Source organism: Pseudoalteromonas marina (genome assembly GCF_000238335.3).
GTDB lineage: Bacteria > Pseudomonadota > Gammaproteobacteria > Enterobacterales > Alteromonadaceae > Pseudoalteromonas > Pseudoalteromonas marina.
In genome coordinates, this window is record NZ_AHCB03000005.1 from 393036 (window position 1) to 414860 (window position 21825).

Consider the following 21825-nt stretch of genomic DNA (forward strand, 5'->3'; position numbering starts at 1 on the left):
GCTTTTTTTATACTAAAAATCTTTAGTCTTTAGCAGAAAAGGTAAGTGAATAACTGTACTGTTTTTGCTCTAGTAAATACTCTTTATGGGTACTTGGGCTCCACGAGTCATCGCCGCCAACCCCCATATGTTGATGGTCAATATGTACATGTAAGCAATCATCAGCTACTAGCTCATTGGTGTGCTTTGCTTGCGTTAACATGCTTTTTGAGTACTCACTGGCTGCAAATAAAAACGCACCAGTAACGGTTAAGTTATTAATGCTAAGTAATTGGCAATCACTACGCACGCCGTTATCGGTTGGAAATATATACGGTGTATGCAGCTCATTATGTTGCGCGCTGTAATACCCTAAACGCGCAGCCGCTTTGCGGTCTGGGTAGTTTTCAAATGGGCCTAAACCAAGCCAGTTTACTTGTGTATCGCTTTGTTTATTAAGCGTTGTACTTAGTCCTATGCGTGGTATGGGTGGCAAAGTATCGTTTAGTTGTACATCAACATTTAAGCTAATTTCACCTGTATTATTAAGTGTATAAAGCCAAGTTGTTTTTGCTTGTACTGCGCCATTAAATTCATAACTAAATACACATTTAATACGTATATCTTTGTTTGATTGAACTACTTCAAACAAGCGACATGTACGCTGCCACTGCCCAATACCCGCTCTTAGCCAGCGCGCTTCCCATGCATTAGGATCTAGGTTATCTACTTCGCTTACGCCTATGTCGTTATCAAGCGGGGCGCGGTAAAAATTATCAACTAATGGGCTTTTAATAACTTGGGTTTGATTGTGTAGCCATTGCTCAATAAGGCCTGATTGGCTATTAAACACAAGTTTAAAGGTATCGCCTTCAATACTTATCTTCGTATCGGTTTCACTAATATTTACAGTGCCATGTGCTGAAGCAGCTACTAAAGCGGGCTTAAATGTATCAGCGCTTAAACTTTGGCTATTTATAAGCTTAAATTGCTCGGTGTTTAATACATGCTCGGCACTTGCAAAGCTGCAGTCGTTAATAAGTACTACATCTAAATTAAGGTGATATTCCGCACCTGCTTTAAACACCGTTTTTGTATTAACAGTTAGCGTTTGCGTGCTTTGCGGAGCAATACTAATAATTTGCTCGCCTTGCTCTATACATTGGCCATTTTCTATTAACTGCCAAACCAGTTTTTCGTTATCGGTTACTCTAAATACATAATCGCTAAATACATCAACGACGTATTGATTTTGAGTTTGCTCTCGCAGCGTAAATTGTAAATGTTGCTGGCTGTATTTAGCTTCAAACAGGCTTGGGTGCGGTGTACGGTCTGGAAATAGTAAGCCGTTTATACAAAATTGGCGGTCGTTTAGTTCATCACCAAAGTCGCCACCGTAAGCCCAATAATGCTTACCGTTTTCATCAGTTTTAGATAAACCTTGATCTACCCAGTCCCAAATAAAGCCGCCTTGTAAACGCGGGTATTCTCTAAATGCTTGCCAGTAATCGTCAAAGCTACCTAGGCTGTTACCCATTGCATGGGCGTACTCACATAAAATAAGCGGACGCGTTTCGCCCGGTAGGCTTAACCATTTTTTAATAGAATATTTAGGTACAGCATCGTCTTTCAAGTCGCTATCTACACGGGCGTACATAGGGCAAATAATGTCGGTAGCGGTAGTATTTGCGCCGCCACCTTCGTATTGCACTGGGCGCGATGGATCAAAGCTTTTTGACCAGCCGTACATCGCATCGTGGTTGGCACCGTGCCCGCATTCGTTACCCAATGACCAAATAATAATAGAGGCGTGGTTTTTATCGCGCTCAACCATTTGCGTATAGCGCGACATAAATGCGCCAGCCCACTGCGGATCGCTTGCAAGCCTACCCATTGGGAACATGCCGTGAGTTTCTATATTGGCTTCGTCTACTACGTATAAACCTAACTCGTCACACAGCTCGTAAAAACGAGGGTGGTTAGGGTAGTGAGCGGTACGTACTGCATTAAAGTTATTTTGCTTCATCAGCTTAATATCTTCAATCATGTCGGCAGTGCTCACCGTGTGGCCGTTTTCTGGGTGATGCTCGTGGCGATTAACACCGCGAATAAGCAGCGGTTTGCCGTTTAAGCAAAGCTGCCCGTTGAGCATTTCTACTTTTCTAAAGCCAATGTTGTAGGCTTCTGCGTCTATAGTATTGCCTTGCTCATCTAGTAAGCTTACAACACAGCGGTATAAGGTTGGGGTTTCGGCGGTCCATTTTTTAGGGTTTTGTATATCAATTGTTTGAAATACGACATCGCTCCAACCGCCTTTTTCATCAACGCGTTTATTGTTAGTGCTTTGTATGTGTGGCTCACACAGTGCTTGTTCACCATCAAAAACCTGTACGGCTACTTGGTAGTTATTTGGCGCATCTATTGCGGTTTTTATATGCAAAGTGGCATCGCGGTAGCAGGCGTCTAAATCTGGGGTTATAAATACATCGCGTATTTGGTGTTGCGGTTTGGTAAGTAAATTAACATCGCGAAATATGCCGCTTAACCACCACATGTCTTGATCTTCTAGGTAACTACCATCGCTCCAGCGGATAACCATAACCGCAATGCGGTTGGTGCCAGCCACTAACAGCGCGCTTAAATCAAATTCGCTGGGTAAGCGGCTATCTTGCGAGTAGCCCACCCATTGTCCGTTACACCAAAGGTGAAACGCCGAGTTTACGCCTTCAAAAATAATATGGTTTCGCTGAGCTAATTGCTCCGCCGTAATAGTAAACTCTGTGCGGTAGCAACCTGTTGGGTTATCGCTTGGTACAAATGGCGGGTTTACGGCAAATGGGTATTTAACGTTGCAGTAAATAGGTTTATCAAAGCCATGAAGTTGCCAGTTCGAAGGCACAGGAATACTTTGCCAGTCGCTGGCGAGTGCCTCACTTAGTAATGACTCATCAACCGCTTCGGGTTTATCAAATAATTTAAAATCCCATTGGCCGTTTAAACTTTGTTTTTGTGATTGTGTGTTGCTACGGGCATGGTCAACGCTTTTAAAACCATTAAGTGGGCTGTGTGTTTTTACTTGATTAACTTGCACCGAAATAGGGTTTTCCCAATCGCGACGGTTAATTATGTGCTGTAGTGAGTTCATTAGTGTCCTATTGCATGTGTGGCAATTAAAGTGGCTTAAATATAGCTAAAATAATGTGTTGCGGTTATGCTTAAAGCTCTCTTTTATTTATCCAAAACTATCATTTTAAATTATGCGCAACACCATTGTAGATGTACTTGATATTGGCCCTACTTGTATAGAGCGGTTTATTGACGTAGCGGCTTTAGCACAAGCCTCAGATTTGGAACTTACGCTAGCTGGGTGCTCTAACTTATCTGGGCGATATTGTGTTGCGCGCTCATCGCCTTTGGAGCACACACTGTTTTATACGTTATCAGGTCAAGGAAAGTTGGTTACAGAACATAACCAATATACATTGACAGCGAATACGCTCATTGTGTTACCCGCCAAGCAAGGCTTTGAAGTTAAAATTGATGCTGCGCATTGGGATGTTATTTGGTTAAACCTTGCAAATACTAATCGTTGGAAACACTTAAACTTAGTTGAGGCGCTGGTACTTTATGATCAAAAATTACAGCCGCTGCACTTTGCAATGGAGTTTTTATACAGCGAAAGTAACTCTACTTTACGTGAAGGCGTTATGCCTATTTTAAGTCACTACTTAAACACTACGTTGCAAAGCGAGCCGCAAATAGGCGGGCACAACCGGTTAACTAGTTTGTTTTTAGAGGTAGAAGAGCGCCTGCAGTTTGATTGGACAATAGACGCCATGTGCGAACAAGTACATTACTCAGCACCGCATTTACATAGGTTATGCCAAGCGCAATTTGGTAAAAGTCCTATGCAGCAGCTGATTTATTTACGAATTAAGCGGGCCAAAAACTTGTTACTAAATACTCGCTGGCCTGTTGCCCATATTGCCGCTTATGTGGGATACCCTAATATATTTAATTTTTCAAAACGGTTTAAAAAATCAGTGGGCGTGTCACCAAGTGAATTTAGAAAATAACGTGGGCGGCTCTCTACATTTGAATAAATTTAAGGTATTGTGCGGTTTCTTAAATTGCATTTTATAGTTTTAGGTAATGGATGCGCTCAAACTACTTTTTAGTCGTGATACTTCTTGTGCTTGTACACAGCTTTATTAGCTGTGATGCTGCCGCGTATCATTTACAAGAAGAAGTCGATTATGCTTCGCACGTTCAGTCTGTGGCCGATACAAACGATGAAGACGCGCAACCACCTACCGAAATTCATGCCCATCAGCATTGCCACTGTGGTTACTACAGTACGATAAATCATTCAATAAGCCCTGAACAAAGCCAAGCCACAAACAATGCTTGTTACAATGGTTTAAATTACCCACCAGATGTTCCGCCACCCAATTTTTATAGCTAGTTTTTAATTTTAAACACTTTGTATATAACTGCCTGCGCCTGTGCGCTACAAGGCTAATTATGTACATATTTAGGTTGCTTAATCGCGCTTGTTTTTAAAATAGGCATAGTGATTAAGCCAACTCTGTTTGTTAAAACGGATATGCTATATGAACAAAAAACTACTTATGCTGGTGGCGCTAATGTGTGCATTACCAACACTGAGCGCTTTGGCAAAAAGCGAGCCTCAAAACGTATTAACGCTAAAGCAAGCGCTTAAAAATACTGAGCAGCAAAACTTACAGCTTAAACGCTACCCGTACCATCAAAAAATATTAACCGCGCTTAAAAGCCAAGCCGCGCTTTCACCTAACCCTGAGCTGAGCTTTGAAGCTGAAAACTTTTTAGGAACTCATGGCTCTCATGCGTTTTCGGGGGCGCAGTACACGCTGGCTTTAAGCCAGTTAATTGAGCTGGGCGATAAACGCCAAAATCGTATTAATTACGCTACTGCAAATATAAAAGCGCAAACAATTGAGTATAAAAATACTCGGTTAGCACTTTTAGCAACCACCGCTGAGCGTTATTACCAAGTACTAAAATTTCAGGCGTTAATTGCGTTAAACTGTGAGCGTAAAAACACTGTTAAGCAGGCACTCAACGCAATTGAAAAACGCGCTAAAGCCGGTGCGGTCTCAAGTGCTGATGTAACCCGCATGCGTTATGCATTAAGCCAAGTCGATTTAAATACGGCCATGCTACAAAGTGAATTTGAGCGCTCTCGCTTAGCACTCAATGAGCTTTGGCAAGAGGTGAAAGTGAGTGATTACTATGCGGGCGATTTATCACAAATAGCTGCTATTAAAAGTGAGGCGGCGTTACTTGAGGCGGTAAATACAGCGCCTGAATTTGCACTGCTACAGCAGCAATATATGCAAAAAACGGCTAATTTAGCGCTGCAACGCTCCAGCGGTCAAAGCGATTTAACCTTGGGTGGTGGTGTGCGATATAACCAGCAAACTGATGCCAGCTCGTTGGTTTTTTCGTTTTCAATGCCGCTGCAATTAAGTAACGCTAATGGCGGGAATATTGAGGCTGCGCAGCATCAGCTTACGCTACTTAATGAGCAACAAGGGCAATTACGTATACAGTTACGTAAGCAAATACGCACGCTCTATGCGTATTACCAAGGCAAAGCGGCGCAAGCACAGCTTTTAACACAGCAGGTTATTCCACAAGCGCAAACGCTCATAAAACAAAGTTTAAAAAGCTATCAACAAGGGCAAATATCGGTATTGCAATTACTCGACGCACAGCAAGCTTTATTTGATTCTAAACGCGCACTTATCACAACGCATAGCGAGCTATACCAAGTGCTCCTTACCCTTGAGCGTTTAACTGGCCAACCTTTAATTGAGGCTCATCAATCATGAATAAAACTCTTATCGCATTATTAATTACGCAATTACTTACACTCCCATTTTTGAGTAGCATGGCTATGGCATCTGACGACAATCACGAAGAAAGTCATGGTGACAGCCACGAACAAGGCCATAAAGACGAACACACACAAAAAGGCCCGCATGGCGGATTTTTACTAACCAATAACGCCCTTGATTTAGAGCTTAAATTAACCCAGTTTGCCGGTAATACTGAGCTGCGAATATATGGGTTTAATAACGGTAAAGCTGTTGATATAAACCAGTTAGCGGTAACCATAAACGTGCAGCGTTTAGGTGAAGAGCCACAGCTTATTCGCTTTAAAGCTGAAGATGACTATTTAGTAAGTACCGTGAGCGTAAACGAGCCGCATTCTTTTAAGCTTGATGTAATGGCTCGCTATAAAGGCGCTGAAATAAATTATCATTATGAGCAAGAAGAAGGGCGTACAACGCTAAGCGAGAAAGCAGTTGAACGCGCGGGGATTAAAACTGACATTGCAAAAGCAGGTAGCGTTGAGCTAACCGATACTTTATTTGGTGTTATAGCACCCACTGCGCAGAGCACCGTTGAAGTAATGGCGCCTTATACCGGCTTAGTTAACGATATTTTTGTAAGCATTGGTCAAAACGTTAAAAAAGGCGAGAAGCTTGCCAGTATAACTAACCGCGAAACCCTACAAAATTACACCATAAAAAGCCCAATTACAGGCGTTATTACCGAGCAATATTTAAAGCGCGGCGAGCTTGCCAGTAGCTCGCTAATGCAAATAGTAAACCTTGAAACCGTATGGGTTGAGCTGTCGGCCTTTCCCGATAACATTGAAAAGCTTGCCATAGGGCAAAGCGCTACAGTGTATGACTTACATCATCATTTAAATGCCCAAGGTGAGGTGTTTTACATAGCCCCAATGATGAGTGGCGGGCATATTGCACGTGCGCGAATCGAGCTTAAAAACCCTGATGGCCATTGGCGACCTGGTATGCATGTTAATAGTGATATTAGCATTGCAAAAATAGATGCGGCTGTTCGCGTTAAAGCGATTGCTGTTCAGGAATTTAACGGCAAACCTAGCGTGTTTATAAAAAGTGGCAATGTGTTTGAAGTACGCCCAGTAAAACTCGGTGCTAAAAACAGCGAATGGGTAGAAGTGCTCGAAGGACTTTCGCCAAACAGTGAGTACGTAACTGAGAATAGTTATGTAATTAAAGCCGATATTTTAAAAAGCGGCGCAAGTCACTCTCACTAGGAGGCAACATGATTAACTGGATAGTTTCGTTTGCGGTTAAGCGCCGCATGATGGTGCTTGCGCTCACACTTTTATTTGCTGGGTTTGGTGTATACAACACACAAAATTTAGCCGTTGATGCCGTACCCGATATAACTAATGTGCAAGTGCAAATAAATACCAAAGCGCCGGGCTTTACCCCGCTTGAAGCCGAGCAGCGCATTACGTATTTAATTGAAACCGCAATGGCGGGTATTCCTAGGCTTGATTACACCCGCTCAATTTCGCGTTATGGGCTTTCGCAAGTTACCGTTATTTTTAATGAAGGCACCGATATTTACTGGGCGCGCCAGCAAATATCAGAGCGCATTCAAAGTATTAGATCAGATTTACCAGCCAATATTGAACCAAACTTAGGGCCAATTGCCAGCGGGCTAGGGGAGATTTTTACTTACTCTGTGCATGCAAATAACGGTGCATTAAAAGACGATGGTACACCATTTAACGCAGAAGATTTACGCACCCTGCAAGATTGGGTTATTCGCCCGCAGCTGTTAAAAGTAAAAGGCGTAACCGAAATAAACAGCCAAGGAGGCTTTGAGCGCCAGTACCAAGTAGCGCCCATGCCTGAAAAACTATTGGCTTATAAGCTCACGCTAAGCGATGTAATTACGGCACTTAAATTAAATAACAGTAACCAAGGCGCAGGATTTATAGAGCGTTTTGACGGGCAATATTTAGTGCGCTCGCCAGGGCAATTAAAAACCATTGATGATATAGCCAATACCGTAGTTGCTAAGCGCGATGATGCACCCGTTCGCATAAAAGATGTGGCGAACGTGCGTTTAGGCAAAGAGCTCAGAACCGGCGCTGCTACTTATAATGGTAAAGAAACCGTGCTTGGCACCGCCATGATGCTCATTGGTGAAAACAGCCGCGTAGTGGCAAAAGCCATGGCTGAAAAACTTAAAGATGTACAGCTAAGCTTGCCTGAAGGTGTTGTGGTTGAGGCGGTTTATGACCGTACAACCCTAGTTGATAAAACCATAGAGACTGTAAAAACGAACCTGTTCGAAGGGGCTGTGCTAGTTATTGTTATTTTACTGCTGTTATTAGGTAATGTAACTGGCGCATTAATTACGGCCATGGTTATTCCGCTTAGTATGTTATTTGCCATTACCGGTATGGTAGGTAATAGGGTGTCGGGTAACTTAATGAGCCTAGGCGCAATCGACTTTGGTTTAATTGTTGATGGCGCTGTAATTGTAGTTGAAAACTGCTTAAGGCAACTTGGCCTTGCGCAACATAAGCATGGCAGGCTACTTACACTAAACGAGCGTTTAAGTGTGGTAACCGCCGCCACTAAAGAAGTGTTCAGCCCAGCAGTATTTGGGATTTTAATTATTATGCTGGTGTATTTACCGCTGTTTGCATTAAGTGGTGTTGAGGGCAAAATGTTTCAGCCAATGGCGTTTACAGTGGTTGCTGCATTAGTTGGCGCACTTATTTTTGCCGTTACCTTTGTACCTGCCGCTATTGCGGTATTCGTACGTGGCAAGGTGAGTGAAAGCGAAAATGCAGTTATGCGCGGTATTAAAAAAGGCTATAAACCGCTACTTGGTCTATCGCTTAAGTTACCGTGGGTGATGGTATGTATTGCGGGTATTTTAGTGATTGCACTTGGCTTTAAAGTTAAAAATATGGGCGCTGAGTTTTTACCGCAGCTTGATGAGGGCGATATAGCCATGCATGCACTGCGTATTACCGGTACCGGTATTGAGCAATCGGTAAAAATGCAAAAAGAGCTAGAGCAAGCCATTTTAGACATACCTGAAGTTGAAAAAGTATTTTCAAAAATTGGCACCCCAGATGTAGCAAACGATCCTATGCCACCTAACGTTGCCGATACCTTTTTAATGTTAAAGCCGCGCGAACAATGGCCTAATCCCGCTTTAAGTAAAGAAGAGCTGGTTAAGCAAATTCGCCATTTAGTAAATGAAGTACCAGGTAACAACTATGAGTTTACACAACCTATAGAAATGCGTTTTAACGAGTTAATAGCAGGCGTGCGCGCCGACGTTGCGGTGCGTATTTATGGCGATGATTTATCAACATTAAAACAGTATGGCGAAAAAGCCACAGCCTTGGTGCAAAACATTACTGGCGCAACTGATGTACGCCTTGAGCAAATACAAGGTTTGCCTACACTTTCGGTAACGCCGCTTCGCGATCATATGGCGCTGTTAGGTTTAACAGTAACTGATATACAGCAAAGTGTAAGTGCTGCGGTAGGCGGTGTACAAACCGGGCTTATTTATGAAGGCGATAAACGCTTTTCGTTATTAGTGCGTTTAGATGAGCGCTGGTCAAGCGATGTATCACAGCTTGCGCGTTTGCCTGTAGCGGTGCCCAAAAGCGCTAACCCCGACCTTGCATTTGTACCGCTTGGCGAAGTAGCAAAAATTAGTATTGATAAAGGGCCTAATCAAATAAACCGCGAAAGCGGTAAGCGTAATGTTGTAGTAACTGCAAACGTAGAAGGGCGCGATTTAGCAAACTTTGTAAGCGATGCGCAAACTGCTTTGAATTCAGAGCTTAATTTACCTAGTGGTTATTGGATTGAATATGGCGGCACGTTTGAGCAGCTAGAATCGGCAAGTAAGCGGCTATCGCTGGTGGTGCCGGTTACTCTATTGCTTATATTTGGCTTGCTTTATAGCGCGTTTAACTCGCTGCGTGATTCGTTAATAATATTTAGCGGCGTACCACTTGCTCTGACAGGTGGCGTGCTTGCGTTGCTTTTACGTGATATGCCGTTATCAATATCGGCAGGTGTGGGGTTTATCGCGCTAAGTGGTGTAGCGGTATTAAATGGCGTGGTTATGCTGTCGTTTATTAAGCAGTTAAGAGCCGATGGGCTTTGTTTGATAGATGCAATACAAACCGGTGCGCTTTCGCGTCTGCGACCAGTACTTATGACGGCTTTAGTGGCGAGTTTAGGGTTTATTCCTATGGCGCTAAATACAGGCACCGGCGCTGAGCTACAAAGGCCGCTGGCAACGGTTGTGGTTGGTGGGATTATTTCATCAACTCTACTAACGCTATTAATATTGCCTGCGCTTTATAAATTAGTGCATGCAAAATTTACTAGGCATCAAGCTGCTTAGCTAATTACATCTTGTTAAGTAATGTAAAAAGCAGCTGTAATTACAGCTGCTTTTTTGTTGTTAGGTAAACATTGCAGATTAATTATATTGAAACAGGTTATCCCAGCGCTCATCCAAAATAGTTTTTGCATGATTTAAATTTATTGCACTATACAAATTGTTAGTGCAGGTTACTAAACGCATTCGAGTGAGCTTTTCAAGCGCATCGCTAATTTCAAAGTCGAGTTCGCATTTATACTTTGATTTAAACCATGCCTCTATTTGCTCATCAAGGATTTGTGCGCTCAGGCCACTTTCTGATTTTAGTAAAAATGTATAGGCCAGCAGGGCTTCTTTTATGTCTTCTTCTTCGGCGGCGTCAATAAGAGTGTGAAAAACACCGGCGTTGTTATCGAGGTTTTTAAAGTAGAGGTTATCGCTTAGCGCTTTCATAAATTTAATTTTACGGTTTTTAAATTTACTCCATTCTTTAAAAATAAAGCTGCCAAAAACCCCCATGCCAATAGCAAAGGTAATAAAGTGTTGTTGGGTCATTTCTACGGCCTCACTTCTAAAGCCACCCCAAAAAGCAATCAAAGCAAACAATAATAAAATTGATGCGCCTAGCTTTGTAATTAATACTACAGCACCACCCACTAAAGCAGACGAGCCAATAATTACTTTATCTATAGGGCGCATGCGTACTTCGCTATTAGGAAATAGCATTTCAAGATCGGCTTTGGGTACATTTTGAAATAGCTTAACTATGGTCGAGCTTGGCTCAAACCCTAAAGGCGTTTTATTTTTAGCCTCAAAGTAGGCTTTATCTTTAAAACGAATAAACACCGCAACGCGGTCGTAATTGGTAAAGTGCAGCGGCTTTTTACGTAGGCCCCAAAAGCTGGTTATTGTTTCAGTAAGTTGTGATTCGCCACGGCGATAAAAAACAACTTCTTCAAAGTCGTCAAACTCTACCTCAAGACGTACTTTAAATAATGACTCCTCATTTAAAGCATCTTGTAAATCTTCGTTGGTAATGACTTCAAAATTAGCGGCATTTAAAACCTTAGCAAAGTCTTTGGCAAATTCGCGTTGGCACTGCGCTTTTTGGTCGCTTGATACAGGCGCTAAAGAGCGTGTATCGCTATTAGGATCAAAGGGCGCATAGTTATTTTTTAGCGACTCAAGCGTTTCGTGATAATCATAATGAATAAGGCTAGCAAGTAGGTCACAAAACTGTTTAAACGAGGTTTTTTGTGTATTACTCTCAAGTTCATTGCTACACATTTCAATAATATCTTGCTTACGAAAGGGGATAAAACGCGCATTTTGCATAAATTTTTAACTGCTTTGGTAGGTATTTAACTGCATTGGCACATAATAAAATATTCTTATAAATATTGCTATTTTGTTAACGCTATTGCTAAGTGATTGTTTATTGCTTTTTAAAGCGTGTTTCAGGTTGTATTAACTTAGCTGTGTCAATATAAGTACGTAAACACAGGGCAATGGGCAATTAGCAGGAGCGACTTATGGCTTTACAAAAAAAGCTAAAACAAAAAACACGTAATTTTATAGAGTCAAAGCATATGCTCAGCGGCATTACGATTGCGTCGTTTTTAGAGTCGACAATTGTTCCGATTCCACTTGAGGCTGTAATGGTGCCACTTATGCAGGCACAGCGAGAAAAGCTGTGGCTGATTTCACTAATGGCAACGCTGGGTTGTGTTGTGGGGGCATTATTTGGCTATGCCCTTGGTTATTATTTATTTGATGCTATTGGCGATTGGGTGATTAGCGCTTTTTCAAGCCCAGAACAGTTCGAAAATGTTAAGCAAAAAATGCACAACCAAGGTTTTTGGTTTGTTATTACTTTAGGGATAGTACCCATCCCATTTCAAATAGCGATGCTTGCTGCGGGCGCTACCAAGTACTCTCTTGGGTTATTTTTATTAGCCAGCGCAATTGCGCGTTCAATTCGTTACTTTGGGCTTGCTATTGTTGTGTATTACGCAGGAAACCAAGCTGAACGTATAATTAGTAAACATAAAGTTAAAGCCATGATTAGTTTAACTATTTTAGTTTTACTGGGGTGGGGTATTAGTACCTTACTTTAAGGCTAAATTTCTATCTTGTGTTATAATTCTTAAAAATGATTTATTAGCTCAAGTATAATCTATTTATATGATGAATGTTGAAACTGTCAGCCTTAAGTTGACCCGCTTTACTCGTATAACGCGGTTGAACAAATTACTTATGTTTGCGCTGCTAGTGTTTATAGTGGTTTTCACTATTTACAACTTCACCTATTTCCCACTGGTAGGTGCTAAAAAAAGCATGTCTGGTTTTGCTAGCGAGTTCATAAATCTTATTGTCATAATGACGGTTTTTTGGGTTGTGCAGTGTTCTAAATTAGCTAAAAAAGCATACCAGTATGTCACCATTGGATTAATGCTATGGATAGTTGGAATGACCGCCGATGTGCTTGACGAGCTTGTTATTCAACCACAATGGGTCACGTTGTACATAAAAGACTTATGTATTTCTGTAGGGGTTGTTATTACTGCTTATGGCTTATTTAAAACTATGTTATTTATGCAAAAAATGCACAATAGACTAGCCCAAGAATTTATAGTTGACGATCTTACCCAAGTTTACAATCGCAGATGTTTTTACGAATACGTTGAAAACGAGACAGACGAATCGTATGCAGTAATCATTATCGATATTGATCATTTTAAATCTATTAACGATACCTTCGGCCACGACAAGGGCGACAAGGTGCTTAAAGCTTTTGCTAGTAAAATAGACGCTCTATTTGAAGACGGCAATATTTTTGCGCGTATTGGTGGTGAGGAGTTTGCAGGCTACCTACCAAATTGCACTTTAGAACAAATGCAGGCGTTTGCTGAGTTGGTGTTAGTGAGTGCTCGCACTATTGAGGTTACCGACGAGCTTTATACTAGTGCCAGTATTGGGGTAGCTAAACGTTTTAAAAACGAATCATTTGACAGCGTAATGAAACGCGCAGACCAAGCTTTATACAAAGCTAAAAATAGTGGTCGCAACCGATTCGTAATCGCAACAAAGCCGTAAATAGCGGGTCCTTATTGTTTGCACATTTGCTACACTTTTTTACGTTTTCGTAAGTAAATGTCAGCTTAGGTAATACTTTGTAAAGCGTGAAATTAAATTAAAATGTAAAGGTCGTAGAGGGGATATTAATAATAAGGAATCCCCTTGATGACCAACCCTCTTTTAAAAGTTGCTTTACCTCTTACTTTACTTGGTGTTTTATCTGGCTGTGGCTCTGATGATAGCGCAAGCTCTACAGGTTATATTCAAATGTATAATGGCTCATACAACAGCCCTTATACGCGCTTGTTTGTTGAAGAAACAGAGCGCTCAGGCGCCGACTTTGCACAAGTCACCACCCGCCATAATTACAGCACTGGCACATTTGATGTTAGCTTTGAATATTTAGACGCTAACGATAGCTACATTACTATTAGCGACCAAGAAATTTCAATTAAAGGTGATAAAACGCAATTAGTTGTCATGAGTGGTGATTTTGCTGAACCCACCTTTACAGAGTTAACGGTGCCTATTAGTAGCGATACGGGTGAGTTTAATCTTGGCTTTTTTAATATTACGGGTGAAGACACCAGCTACGATATTTATCTTGCAACAGACGATGGCGTATTTGAAAGCGCGACATTGTTTGCATCTGCGCAGTACTTAAGTGAATTAGACTTACAAAGTGTAGATGAAGGATATTACACTATTTTTATTACCCCCGCGGGCAGTAGTGATGTAGTTTACGAGTCGTCATCGGTTTATTTGTATGATGAGGCAAGCTACGTAGCGATTATCCGGCCAAGTTATGCCACTGAGCTAAGTGGCATTACGCTTGATGTAGTAACCGACAATAACTATGTTACTGAACTTAAACACCAATCGGCATTAGGGCAATTACGTTTTATTAATACCCTTGATGACTATTCACCAGTTAGCTTCAGTGTAACGCGTGGTACTACAGAAACCCCAACAAATACGGTATCAAGCGATGCGTATACAGATTACATAGAGCTTTCGCCAAACAGTTACAGTGTGGCGATGTTTGATGAGCAAAGTAATAAACTAGCCGATAACTTTTTAATGACGCTTGAACGTGAACAAAGCGCGGTTGGCATTTTTTATAACGATATTGATAATGGCCTACGAATGATGAGTGTAGAAGAACATTTAACACCAAGCAGTTATAGCCATACCGTATCGGTTGTTAACCTTATTGAGAGTTATGCAGGGCAGTCGGTGACCGACATTGATGTGTACTTTACCCTTGATGGAGAAACGGTCGACGACACCAGTAATGTAGTTGATGGCATAGACCGCTACGATCAAGAAGAGCAAGTAGTTGATAACGAAATTTATACAGTTTACGCAGTTTACGAAGATAACGGACAGCAAATTGTACTTATTCAACAAAGTGATATGGATTTTACTCAAGAGGGAAATTACATATTAATTTTAGAGCATGACGAAACCACAGCAACGGGTTATAAAATGTCTTTAGAGCGCACAATTACAGACAGTGTTGAATAATAAAATGAGAGTTAAAAGCCTAAATACAGAGTGTATTTAGGCTTTTTATTGAACAAAATTTAACGACGTAGTAATAATTAGGTACACTCATGACATAATAAATAATAAGAGTGTGCCATGGATGATTTTATTGGGTTAATAGTAATAGTCATGCTGATTATTGCAACCGGTGCTTTGTGTGGATTAATTGCATTAATACAAGTAAACGGCCTAAAGCAAGAAATCGCGATTTTAAGGGCTAAAGTAGTCAAGCTGCAGGCAAGCCCAAGTGCGGATCATTCTGAGACAAAAATTTTTTCATCCTCAAAACACGTTGCGCCTTTAAGTTCACAATCTACTGCTTATGAAGTAGAGCCCAGCTCAGTACCAAAAAGTAATTCAGCGCAAAATGAGCCAGTAAATACGGTTGTAACGCCTAACGTTAAATCAATAAAAGCGAACCCCGCTATCCCTTTATTTATTGCCTCCGTGTTTGAAAAACTACGCACCGGGTTTGAACAAAATTGGATGACCTGGATTGGCGCAATAGCGCTTGCTTTTGGCGGCATATTTTTAGCTAAATACAGCTTAGAAGCAGGGCTTTTATCACCCGTAATGAGGCTCAGCTTAGGTGGTTTATTTGGGGGAGGCTTGATCATAGCTGCAAGCTATTTGCATTATAAACGTATTATTTTTGAAGGCTTTAATAACTACATACCTGCAGCACTTGCCAGTGGCGGGTTTATAACTTGTTTTGCATTAACGCTTTTAGCTTACAGTAGCTATGAAATGCTTAGCCCTACAACTGCTTTTATTGTGCTAGCTATTATTGCCATAAGTGCGAGCATAATGGCAATAACACTTGGGCCATTGCTAGCGGTGTTAGGAATTATTGGTGCTTACAGCGTGCCTATTTGGGTTAATACCGGTAGTAGCAACGTATTTGCATTATTTATGTATGTTGGCTTTGTTAGTTTATCGGCATCCTTGGTTGCACACAAAGTGCAGCGAGCTTGGCTTTGGTATTTAATGTGGGCAGGGCATATTGGTTGGTATTTAGTTGGTTTTATAATAATGCAGCTAAAAAGTAATACACCTTGGTTACTTGCAACCTTTGCATTACTGAGTATTGTTGGCCTGATTGCTTTGCCGCGTTTGGGTTTTAAATTAAAAAATATTGAACATCGTCCGCACTCTTTAAAGCGCCTTATAAAAGTATTCCCCGATCACCTTTTACTCCTTGCCTTTATAGTTCCGCTAATTTTTACCATGTCGATAAGCTATTACAATTTAGAATGGCAAACTATCGGTGTATTAAGTATTGGATTGTTATTATTTTTAGTACTTAAAAATAGTCGCTGGGATTTATGGCAAGGGCTATCACTCGTTATTGCTACGCTAATGATTATAAGCGCAGAGCAAATGAATTCTTTATCCGCTTTTTTTGATGATGGATTATTTATATTTAAAAGCGAATACGGCTTAGGGTTACTGCTTGGCTTTGGCTTTATGGCGTACGGACTTTATTTTGGTAAAAAACAGGTAAAACGATTAGCGTTTCATATTACTGCGGCATTTAGCGTTTTTGTAATGATAAGTACCTTGTATGTACTCATTCCAAACAATGCGTTAAGCACCGCTTATCCACTTTGGGCTTTTGTATTATGTGTGGTTGCGGCTATTTTAATTAAGTGTGCGCAGCATAATACAACGTTGTTTCAGCGTTTTACTTACTGGGTAGGCGCAAATGCGAATATTACTTTAGCTATAACTATGCTTCTAAGCGACAGCGGTTTAACCATTGCATTAGCTATTCAAGTACTGTTAATTAGTATGCTTATAAAGCGTTATAATGTGCCTATGCCGCATTGGCCTATTAAAGCGCTAGTGGCTGCTTTATTACTTCGGTTAACGCTTGCGCCATGGACACCAAGTTACGACGCTCTTACATTACTTGGCTTGCACTGGAGTATTATTGTGTATCCGCTGTGTACCGCATTATTTTTTGCCACAGCTAAATGCTATAAAACATCGCAATTAAAAGTGTGGTTAGAAGGGGCCGCGCTTCATTGCTTTGCGCTGTTCATTACAACCGAAACCAGTTACCAGTTAGTGGGGCACTCCCCACAATTTGACGCGCTTAGTTTTTATGAGCAAGTTTTGCTTACCTGTAATTGGCTTGCGCTGGGCTGCGTTTATTTGCATCGTGCACGTATTGCGGGGAGCTTAGCTAAGCTTTATCAAATTGCAGGGAGTGTATTAGCAGGCGGCGCTGGCTTTATGTCACTTAAAACACTACTCGACGATAACCCGTTATTAACCTCTATTTATATTGGTGAGCTCCCAGTACTTAACTGGCTGTTTTTACTTTGGTTAGTACCAGCAGGCTTAACGGTTTGGTTATACTCACTTATTAAACCTATAAACGCTAAGATAGCGCCGTTTGTACTTGGTGTTGCAGGTTTACTTGGCTTAATTGCCATTAACAGTTTTATTCGTCAATACTGGCAAGGGGCTTATATTTATCTATCTAAAGGGGCCAGTAACGAAGAGTTGTATAGCTACTCTGTTATTTGGCTAATACTAGGCGCTGGTACGGTTATATTCGGACACCTTAAAAACCAGTTATTTATTCAAAAAATAGGCTTAGGATTACTTGCGGCTGTTATTGTAAAAGTGTTTTTAATTGATATGGCTAATTTAACGGGGCTGTTAAAAGCCCTGTCGTTTATTGGTTTAGGGCTTTCGTTAGTTGGGCTAAGTTGGTTATTTCAAAAGCTTAGAAGCCGCTCAAAAACACTATAAAATATTTGGATACTTTATTATGCAAAGCCCAGTAAACGTACTGGGCTTTTTATTTGCGATTAACTAAGTTACAAATTAAGTGCTGTGATTAAGCAGGGCTTTTAATTTACCCGGCTTAATAGGCTTACTTAAGTAGTGAATATTAGCTGCTTTTGTTTCCTGTTTAAGTTCGGTGTCGCGTACTGCGGTAATTAAAATAGCTGGGATGTCGCTTTGCCATGTTTCTCTGAGTGTTTTAATTAAAGTGATGCCATCGCACTCATTACCTAACTGGTAATCCATTAATATAACATCCGGTGCGCTATGCGCTTTAGCATGCGACATGACGTTTTCGACATTATCAAACAGGGTATAATTTGCTTGCCACTTTTTAAGTAAGCTTGCCATAGCTGCGAGGTTTTCTGGATCGTCATCTACAGCAATAATGTTTATTGCAGTGCGGTTTTCTATTAGGTTACTCGCTGCGCTTTTTTGCTGAACAAATTGGGCGTCACCATAGGGTACGTCAATACTAAAGCGGCTGCCTTTACCGGGTTCTGAGTGCACATCAAGCTCTAAACTTAATAAATCTGCCATACGTTTCACCACACCAAGACCCAGCCCTACGCCTTTGTTGTCGCCAGACTCGACGCGATAAAAATCGTTAAATATTTTGGCTTGTTCAACGTCGCTAATACCAGGGCCTGTGTCCCATACTTCAATGCGCAGGCTATGTTTTCGGTTTCTACATGCCACTAACACGCGTCCTTTATCAGTATATTTAACAGCATTAGACACTAAATTTTGAATAATTCGGCGCAGGTAGGTGATATCGCTATGCACAACTTGGCCACCAGAACGCACGGTGAGCTTTAGCCCTTTATCACTTGATAAAATAGCGTACTCACTTTTTAGCGGCGCTAAAATATCTTCAATGTAAAAGTGGCGCGGTGTGGGGGTCATTGCGCCTTGCTCTAGTTTAGCTATTTCAAGTAGGGCTGACATTAAGTGAACAGTCGAATCTAGGCTGTCACCAAGCTTATTAAAGTTATTTGCATTAGTGGCATCAAGTTGTTTTTCATCAATGGCAGCTAGGTATAAACGCGCTGCATTGAGGGGTTGTAAAATATCGTGGCTAGCGAGTGCTAAAAAGCGCGTTTTACTGTCGTTTGCTTGTTCGGCCTCTCGTTTTGCTAAAGTAAGTGCTTCCTCCGTTTGTACTCGGCTGTCTATTTGCGCTTGTAAGTCTTTATTAATTGTTTGTACTTCTTGGGTTCGCGCCTCAATACGGTTTTCTAGATCCATGTTCACTTCTTCAAGCGCATTTTGGGTGCTTATGTGAGTTGTGATATCAGAAAAGCTCGTTACAAAGCCGCCATCAGGCAGTGGATTACCAATCATCTCAAACACTTGGCCATTACGACGGTGGCGTATAAAGTGATGAGAGCTACCATTTTTTAAATGTTGCACACGTTTTTCTATTTGGCGTTCTATTTCGCCAGGCCCACATTCACCGCGTTTAGCGTTGTATCTAATAATATCCTCTATGGGTTGGCCAACTTCTAAAAAACCTTCAGGGTAGTTAAACATGGCACTGTAGCGCTTGTTCCATGCCACTAGCTTTAAGTTTTTATCAACAACCGAAATACCATGGCTTAAGTTTTCTAAAGAGGTAAATAATAGGTTTTGGTTAAATTGTAGGGCTTGTGTGGTTTCATCAAAAAAGTTAACCACTTCTTCAAATGCCATGCGTTTCCCCGATGACACCGTATGAATAAGCGCCTGTGCAGATGACGCGCCTAAAACACCAGTTAATGCGCGTTCGCAATAGGCTATAAATTCGGGCTCTGGGTGAGCGTTATTGTCGTTTAAATGGTGGGCAAGTGCGTAATGAGCCAGTACTTGTTGACTGCGTTGTATGCCTAAAAAGGTTTGCAGCAATATTTTAAAGTCGTAAACCGTGGCTTTAACATCTTTATTTAAACGGCGAGACAAAATAGCCTGATCTTTTGGATTTACAAACGCAGCGGCCTGAATTTTATCAATAAGGCGCTCTTCAGCCCCTAAAGAAAAACTAATATAACAACCAACATTTGCAAAGAGTGCGATGAGTGTTCCACGAGTGATGAGTGTTTGTTGTAACTCGCTATTTAAGGTATTACCTGCATCTAAAATGGGTAACATTAAAAACAGCACCCAGCAGGTTATACCAGCTAAAAGACCAGCATAAACCCCATAGGCATGACCTTTTCGCCAATATAAGCCACCAACAATTGAGGGCAATAACTGAGTCACTAACGAAAAGGCAACTAAGCCCATACTAGCCAGTGCGCTGCTATGGCCAAACCATTGTTGATAAAAATAAGCCAATATTAAAATACCGGCAATGGTAAAGCGCCTTACTAATAAAATTTGTGCCTTATAGCTGGTGGTAATTAGGTTACGTTTAAACTTACGACGCAGTATTAATGGCAGCACTACATCGTTTGAGATCATGGTACTTAGAGTCAGTGTTGCAACCACAATCATGGCAGTTGCAGCCGATAGGCCACCAATAAACACAAAGGTTGTTAAAAAGGCGTTGTTGTTAATTAGCGGCAGTGCCAGTACAAAGCTGTCTGGCGAATAACCAATACCAATATTTGGGTGAATAGCGGCAGTCGCTATAGGTAAAATCATTGCTGCGGTTAGTAATAAATATAATGGGAACGCCCAACGAGCGGTATTTAAATGGCGCTTATTTTGGTTGTCGACCACGGTTACATGAAACTGGCGGGGTAAACAAATAATCGCCGCGGCCGCCATAAGGGATTGACCAATAAAATTAAAACTAAAAAAATTAAAGTGACTCCAGTGTGACCAAGCAGATTCGGTTAACTGAGCTGATGAGGTTTCTGGTAGGTTGAATAATGTATAAATAGCGAGGCCTGCCACAGCCATTAATGCAAAAAGCTTGATTAAAGATTCGAATGCTACAGCTAGCATTAACCCAGAGCGATACTCGGTGACATCGACTTTGCGGGTACCAAAAAATATTGCAAATAATGCCATGATAAGTGTGGCAGAAAGTGCCAGCATATCACCCGATATTTTATTGCTATTTTGCAATAGCAAAAAGCTAGTGCTTAGGGCTTTAAGTTGCAACGCAATGTAAGGAATAGTGGCTAGCAGCGCAATAAGAGTCACCATAATGGCGGTGGTTTGGCGTTTGCCATAACGGGCGGAAATAAAGTCGGCAATGGTAGTGATGTTTTGTTTTTTACTAACCAAAACTAGTTTGCGTAAAAAACCCTGCCCGAAAAAAAACAATAAGGCCGGACCCAATAAAATAGGTAAATAGCTCCAGCTGCTGGTGGCTGCGGTTCCTACCGAGCCGTAATAGGTCCAAGAGGTACAGTAAATACCAATTGCAAACGAATACACAAAAGGATGATGACTAATACGCTTTGCCAAAGGCGTTGTTTTATCGCCCCAGTTTGCTAGCCAAAACAGTACCCCTATATACCCTAATGCAACAATAATCAGAACGGCAGTCATGGTGTTATTAACCCTTATTATTTTTAAATGACCCTCAACCCAAGAGGTTATTACACAATACCAGAACTGAGCTTAGGTGTGGGGGCTGATTTTAAATAGTAAATTAAAGTGAAAATATATCTTACTGAATAATAACAATAAAAAGTAAATAGCCCCCGTATTAGACTAATGTCGCATTTGTGAGCTGAGTGGTAAATCAGCAATAAGTATAGCAAGCATAAAAAGCGTAACATGCTGATATTAAATAAAAATAACGTTTTCTATTAAATAGGTTAAATGCAGTTTACGTAAACGTTAACTAGGTGTTACGACTATGGTCTCAATTCAATATGTGAGCTGCGTTGCTAAATTGATTAGCGAAGATAAAAAACCACCCATCGCGATACTGCGGTGCTTAAAGGGGAAAATAAAAATGGCTTTTAAAGACGAAGAACAAGCAAAAGCTTATTGGGCTGAAAACATTTCACTACTGTTTAAATTACTAGCAGTGTGGTTTGTGGTCTCATTTGGCTTTGGCATATTACTGGTAGATGTACTGAATGAAGTACGTTTTTTTGGGTTTAAACTTGGCTTCTGGTTCTCCCAGCAAGGCGCGATTTACACCTTTGTGGCTTTGATTTTTGTGTACGTTTTCAAAATGAATACGTTAGATAAAAAATACGGCGTAGACGAATAGGAGCTAAG

Annotated in this window: 13 protein-coding genes; 10 read left to right on the forward strand and 3 right to left on the reverse strand. The window is 41.1% G+C overall.

All coding sequences use genetic code 11. The annotated features are described in order from the left end of the window. Nucleotides 1-22: 22 nt before the first annotated feature. Nucleotides 23-3124: a beta-galactosidase gene (locus PMAN_RS01875; protein ID WP_010555750.1), complete on the reverse strand. Its 3102-nt coding sequence runs from the start codon at nucleotides 3122-3124 to the stop codon at nucleotides 23-25. A gap of 112 nt (nucleotides 3125-3236) precedes the next feature. On the opposite strand from PMAN_RS01875, the gene PMAN_RS01880 reads away from it, so the two are divergent. From PMAN_RS01880 to PMAN_RS01900, 5 genes are all read left to right on the forward strand, one after another. Further along, nucleotides 3237-4055 carry a helix-turn-helix transcriptional regulator gene (locus PMAN_RS01880; RefSeq protein ID WP_010555751.1) on the forward strand — a complete coding sequence of 273 codons (819 nt, stop codon included), beginning with the start codon at nucleotides 3237-3239 and terminating at the stop codon, nucleotides 4053-4055. Between the two features lie 80 nt (nucleotides 4056-4135). After that, on the forward strand, nucleotides 4136-4444 hold the full coding sequence (locus tag PMAN_RS01885) for a hypothetical protein (RefSeq protein WP_010555752.1): 309 nt from the start codon (nucleotides 4136-4138) through the stop codon (nucleotides 4442-4444). A gap of 148 nt (nucleotides 4445-4592) precedes the next feature. Continuing rightward, nucleotides 4593-5855 carry a TolC family protein gene (locus tag PMAN_RS01890; RefSeq protein ID WP_010555753.1) on the forward strand — a complete coding sequence of 421 codons (1263 nt, stop codon included), beginning with the start codon at nucleotides 4593-4595 and terminating at the stop codon, nucleotides 5853-5855. Next, nucleotides 5852-7111, forward strand: coding sequence for an efflux RND transporter periplasmic adaptor subunit (locus PMAN_RS01895; protein ID WP_010555754.1), 1260 nt, complete (start codon nucleotides 5852-5854; stop codon nucleotides 7109-7111). Before PMAN_RS01890 ends, PMAN_RS01895 begins: the two co-directional genes overlap by 4 nt. Before the next feature lie 8 nt (nucleotides 7112-7119). Next, nucleotides 7120-10257, forward strand: coding sequence for an efflux RND transporter permease subunit (locus PMAN_RS01900; protein ID WP_010555755.1), 3138 nt, complete (start codon nucleotides 7120-7122; stop codon nucleotides 10255-10257). A gap of 78 nt (nucleotides 10258-10335) precedes the next feature. On the opposite strand, the gene PMAN_RS01905 is transcribed toward PMAN_RS01900, so the two are convergent. Then, nucleotides 10336-11571, reverse strand: a complete 1236-nt coding sequence (locus PMAN_RS01905) for a TMEM143 family protein (protein ID WP_010555756.1) — start codon at nucleotides 11569-11571, stop codon at nucleotides 10336-10338. A 197-nt stretch (nucleotides 11572-11768) separates the two neighbouring features. Between PMAN_RS01905 and PMAN_RS01910 the strand changes: the two genes are divergently transcribed. The 4 genes from PMAN_RS01910 to PMAN_RS01925 all read left to right on the forward strand — a co-directional run bounded on the left by PMAN_RS01910 (nucleotide 11769) and on the right by PMAN_RS01925 (nucleotide 17625). After that, nucleotides 11769-12353, forward strand: a complete 585-nt coding sequence (locus PMAN_RS01910) for a YqaA family protein (RefSeq protein WP_010555757.1) — start codon at nucleotides 11769-11771, stop codon at nucleotides 12351-12353. Between the two features lie 70 nt (nucleotides 12354-12423). Then, entirely contained in the window at nucleotides 12424-13332 is a 909-nt protein-coding gene (locus PMAN_RS01915; RefSeq protein WP_033034901.1) for a GGDEF domain-containing protein, read from the forward strand. A 147-nt stretch (nucleotides 13333-13479) separates the two neighbouring features. Next, a complete protein-coding gene (locus tag PMAN_RS01920; RefSeq protein ID WP_010555759.1) occupies nucleotides 13480-14841 on the forward strand; it encodes a hypothetical protein in 1362 nt (453 codons plus the stop codon). Between the two features lie 117 nt (nucleotides 14842-14958). Then, nucleotides 14959-17625: a DUF2339 domain-containing protein gene (locus tag PMAN_RS01925; protein ID WP_010555760.1), complete on the forward strand. Its 2667-nt coding sequence runs from the start codon at nucleotides 14959-14961 to the stop codon at nucleotides 17623-17625. Nucleotides 17626-17700: 75 nt separating this feature from the next. On the opposite strand, the gene PMAN_RS01930 is transcribed toward PMAN_RS01925, so the two are convergent. Further along, the gene (locus PMAN_RS01930) at nucleotides 17701-21141 is read right to left on the reverse strand and encodes a PAS domain-containing hybrid sensor histidine kinase/response regulator (RefSeq protein WP_010555761.1); all 3441 of its coding nucleotides are present in this window, start codon (nucleotides 21139-21141) and stop codon (nucleotides 17701-17703) included. A gap of 412 nt (nucleotides 21142-21553) precedes the next feature. Between PMAN_RS01930 and PMAN_RS01935 the strand changes: the two genes are divergently transcribed. After that, a complete protein-coding gene (locus PMAN_RS01935) occupies nucleotides 21554-21817 on the forward strand; it encodes a DUF4212 domain-containing protein (RefSeq protein WP_004586074.1) in 264 nt (87 codons plus the stop codon). Nucleotides 21818-21825 lie beyond the last annotated feature (8 nt).

Coding starts and splice junctions, on each gene's coding strand:
- PMAN_RS01925 (WP_010555760.1), top strand. CDS start 14,959: ATGGATGATTTTATTGGGTTAATAGTAATAGTCATGCTGATTATTGCA.
- PMAN_RS01890 (WP_010555753.1), top strand. CDS start 4,593: ATGAACAAAAAACTACTTATGCTGGTGGCGCTAATGTGTGCATTACCA.
- PMAN_RS01905 (WP_010555756.1), bottom strand. CDS start 11,571: ATGCAAAATGCGCGTTTTATCCCCTTTCGTAAGCAAGATATTATTGAA.
- PMAN_RS01880 (WP_010555751.1), top strand. CDS start 3,237: ATGCGCAACACCATTGTAGATGTACTTGATATTGGCCCTACTTGTATA.
- PMAN_RS01900 (WP_010555755.1), top strand. CDS start 7,120: ATGATTAACTGGATAGTTTCGTTTGCGGTTAAGCGCCGCATGATGGTG.
- PMAN_RS01895 (WP_010555754.1), top strand. CDS start 5,852: ATGAATAAAACTCTTATCGCATTATTAATTACGCAATTACTTACACTC.
- PMAN_RS01915 (WP_033034901.1), top strand. CDS start 12,424: ATGAATGTTGAAACTGTCAGCCTTAAGTTGACCCGCTTTACTCGTATA.
- PMAN_RS01920 (WP_010555759.1), top strand. CDS start 13,480: ATGACCAACCCTCTTTTAAAAGTTGCTTTACCTCTTACTTTACTTGGT.
- PMAN_RS01910 (WP_010555757.1), top strand. CDS start 11,769: ATGGCTTTACAAAAAAAGCTAAAACAAAAAACACGTAATTTTATAGAG.
- PMAN_RS01885 (WP_010555752.1), top strand. CDS start 4,136: ATGCGCTCAAACTACTTTTTAGTCGTGATACTTCTTGTGCTTGTACAC.
- PMAN_RS01875 (WP_010555750.1), bottom strand. CDS start 3,124: ATGAACTCACTACAGCACATAATTAACCGTCGCGATTGGGAAAACCCT.
- PMAN_RS01930 (WP_010555761.1), bottom strand. CDS start 21,141: ATGACTGCCGTTCTGATTATTGTTGCATTAGGGTATATAGGGGTACTG.
- PMAN_RS01935 (WP_004586074.1), top strand. CDS start 21,554: ATGGCTTTTAAAGACGAAGAACAAGCAAAAGCTTATTGGGCTGAAAAC.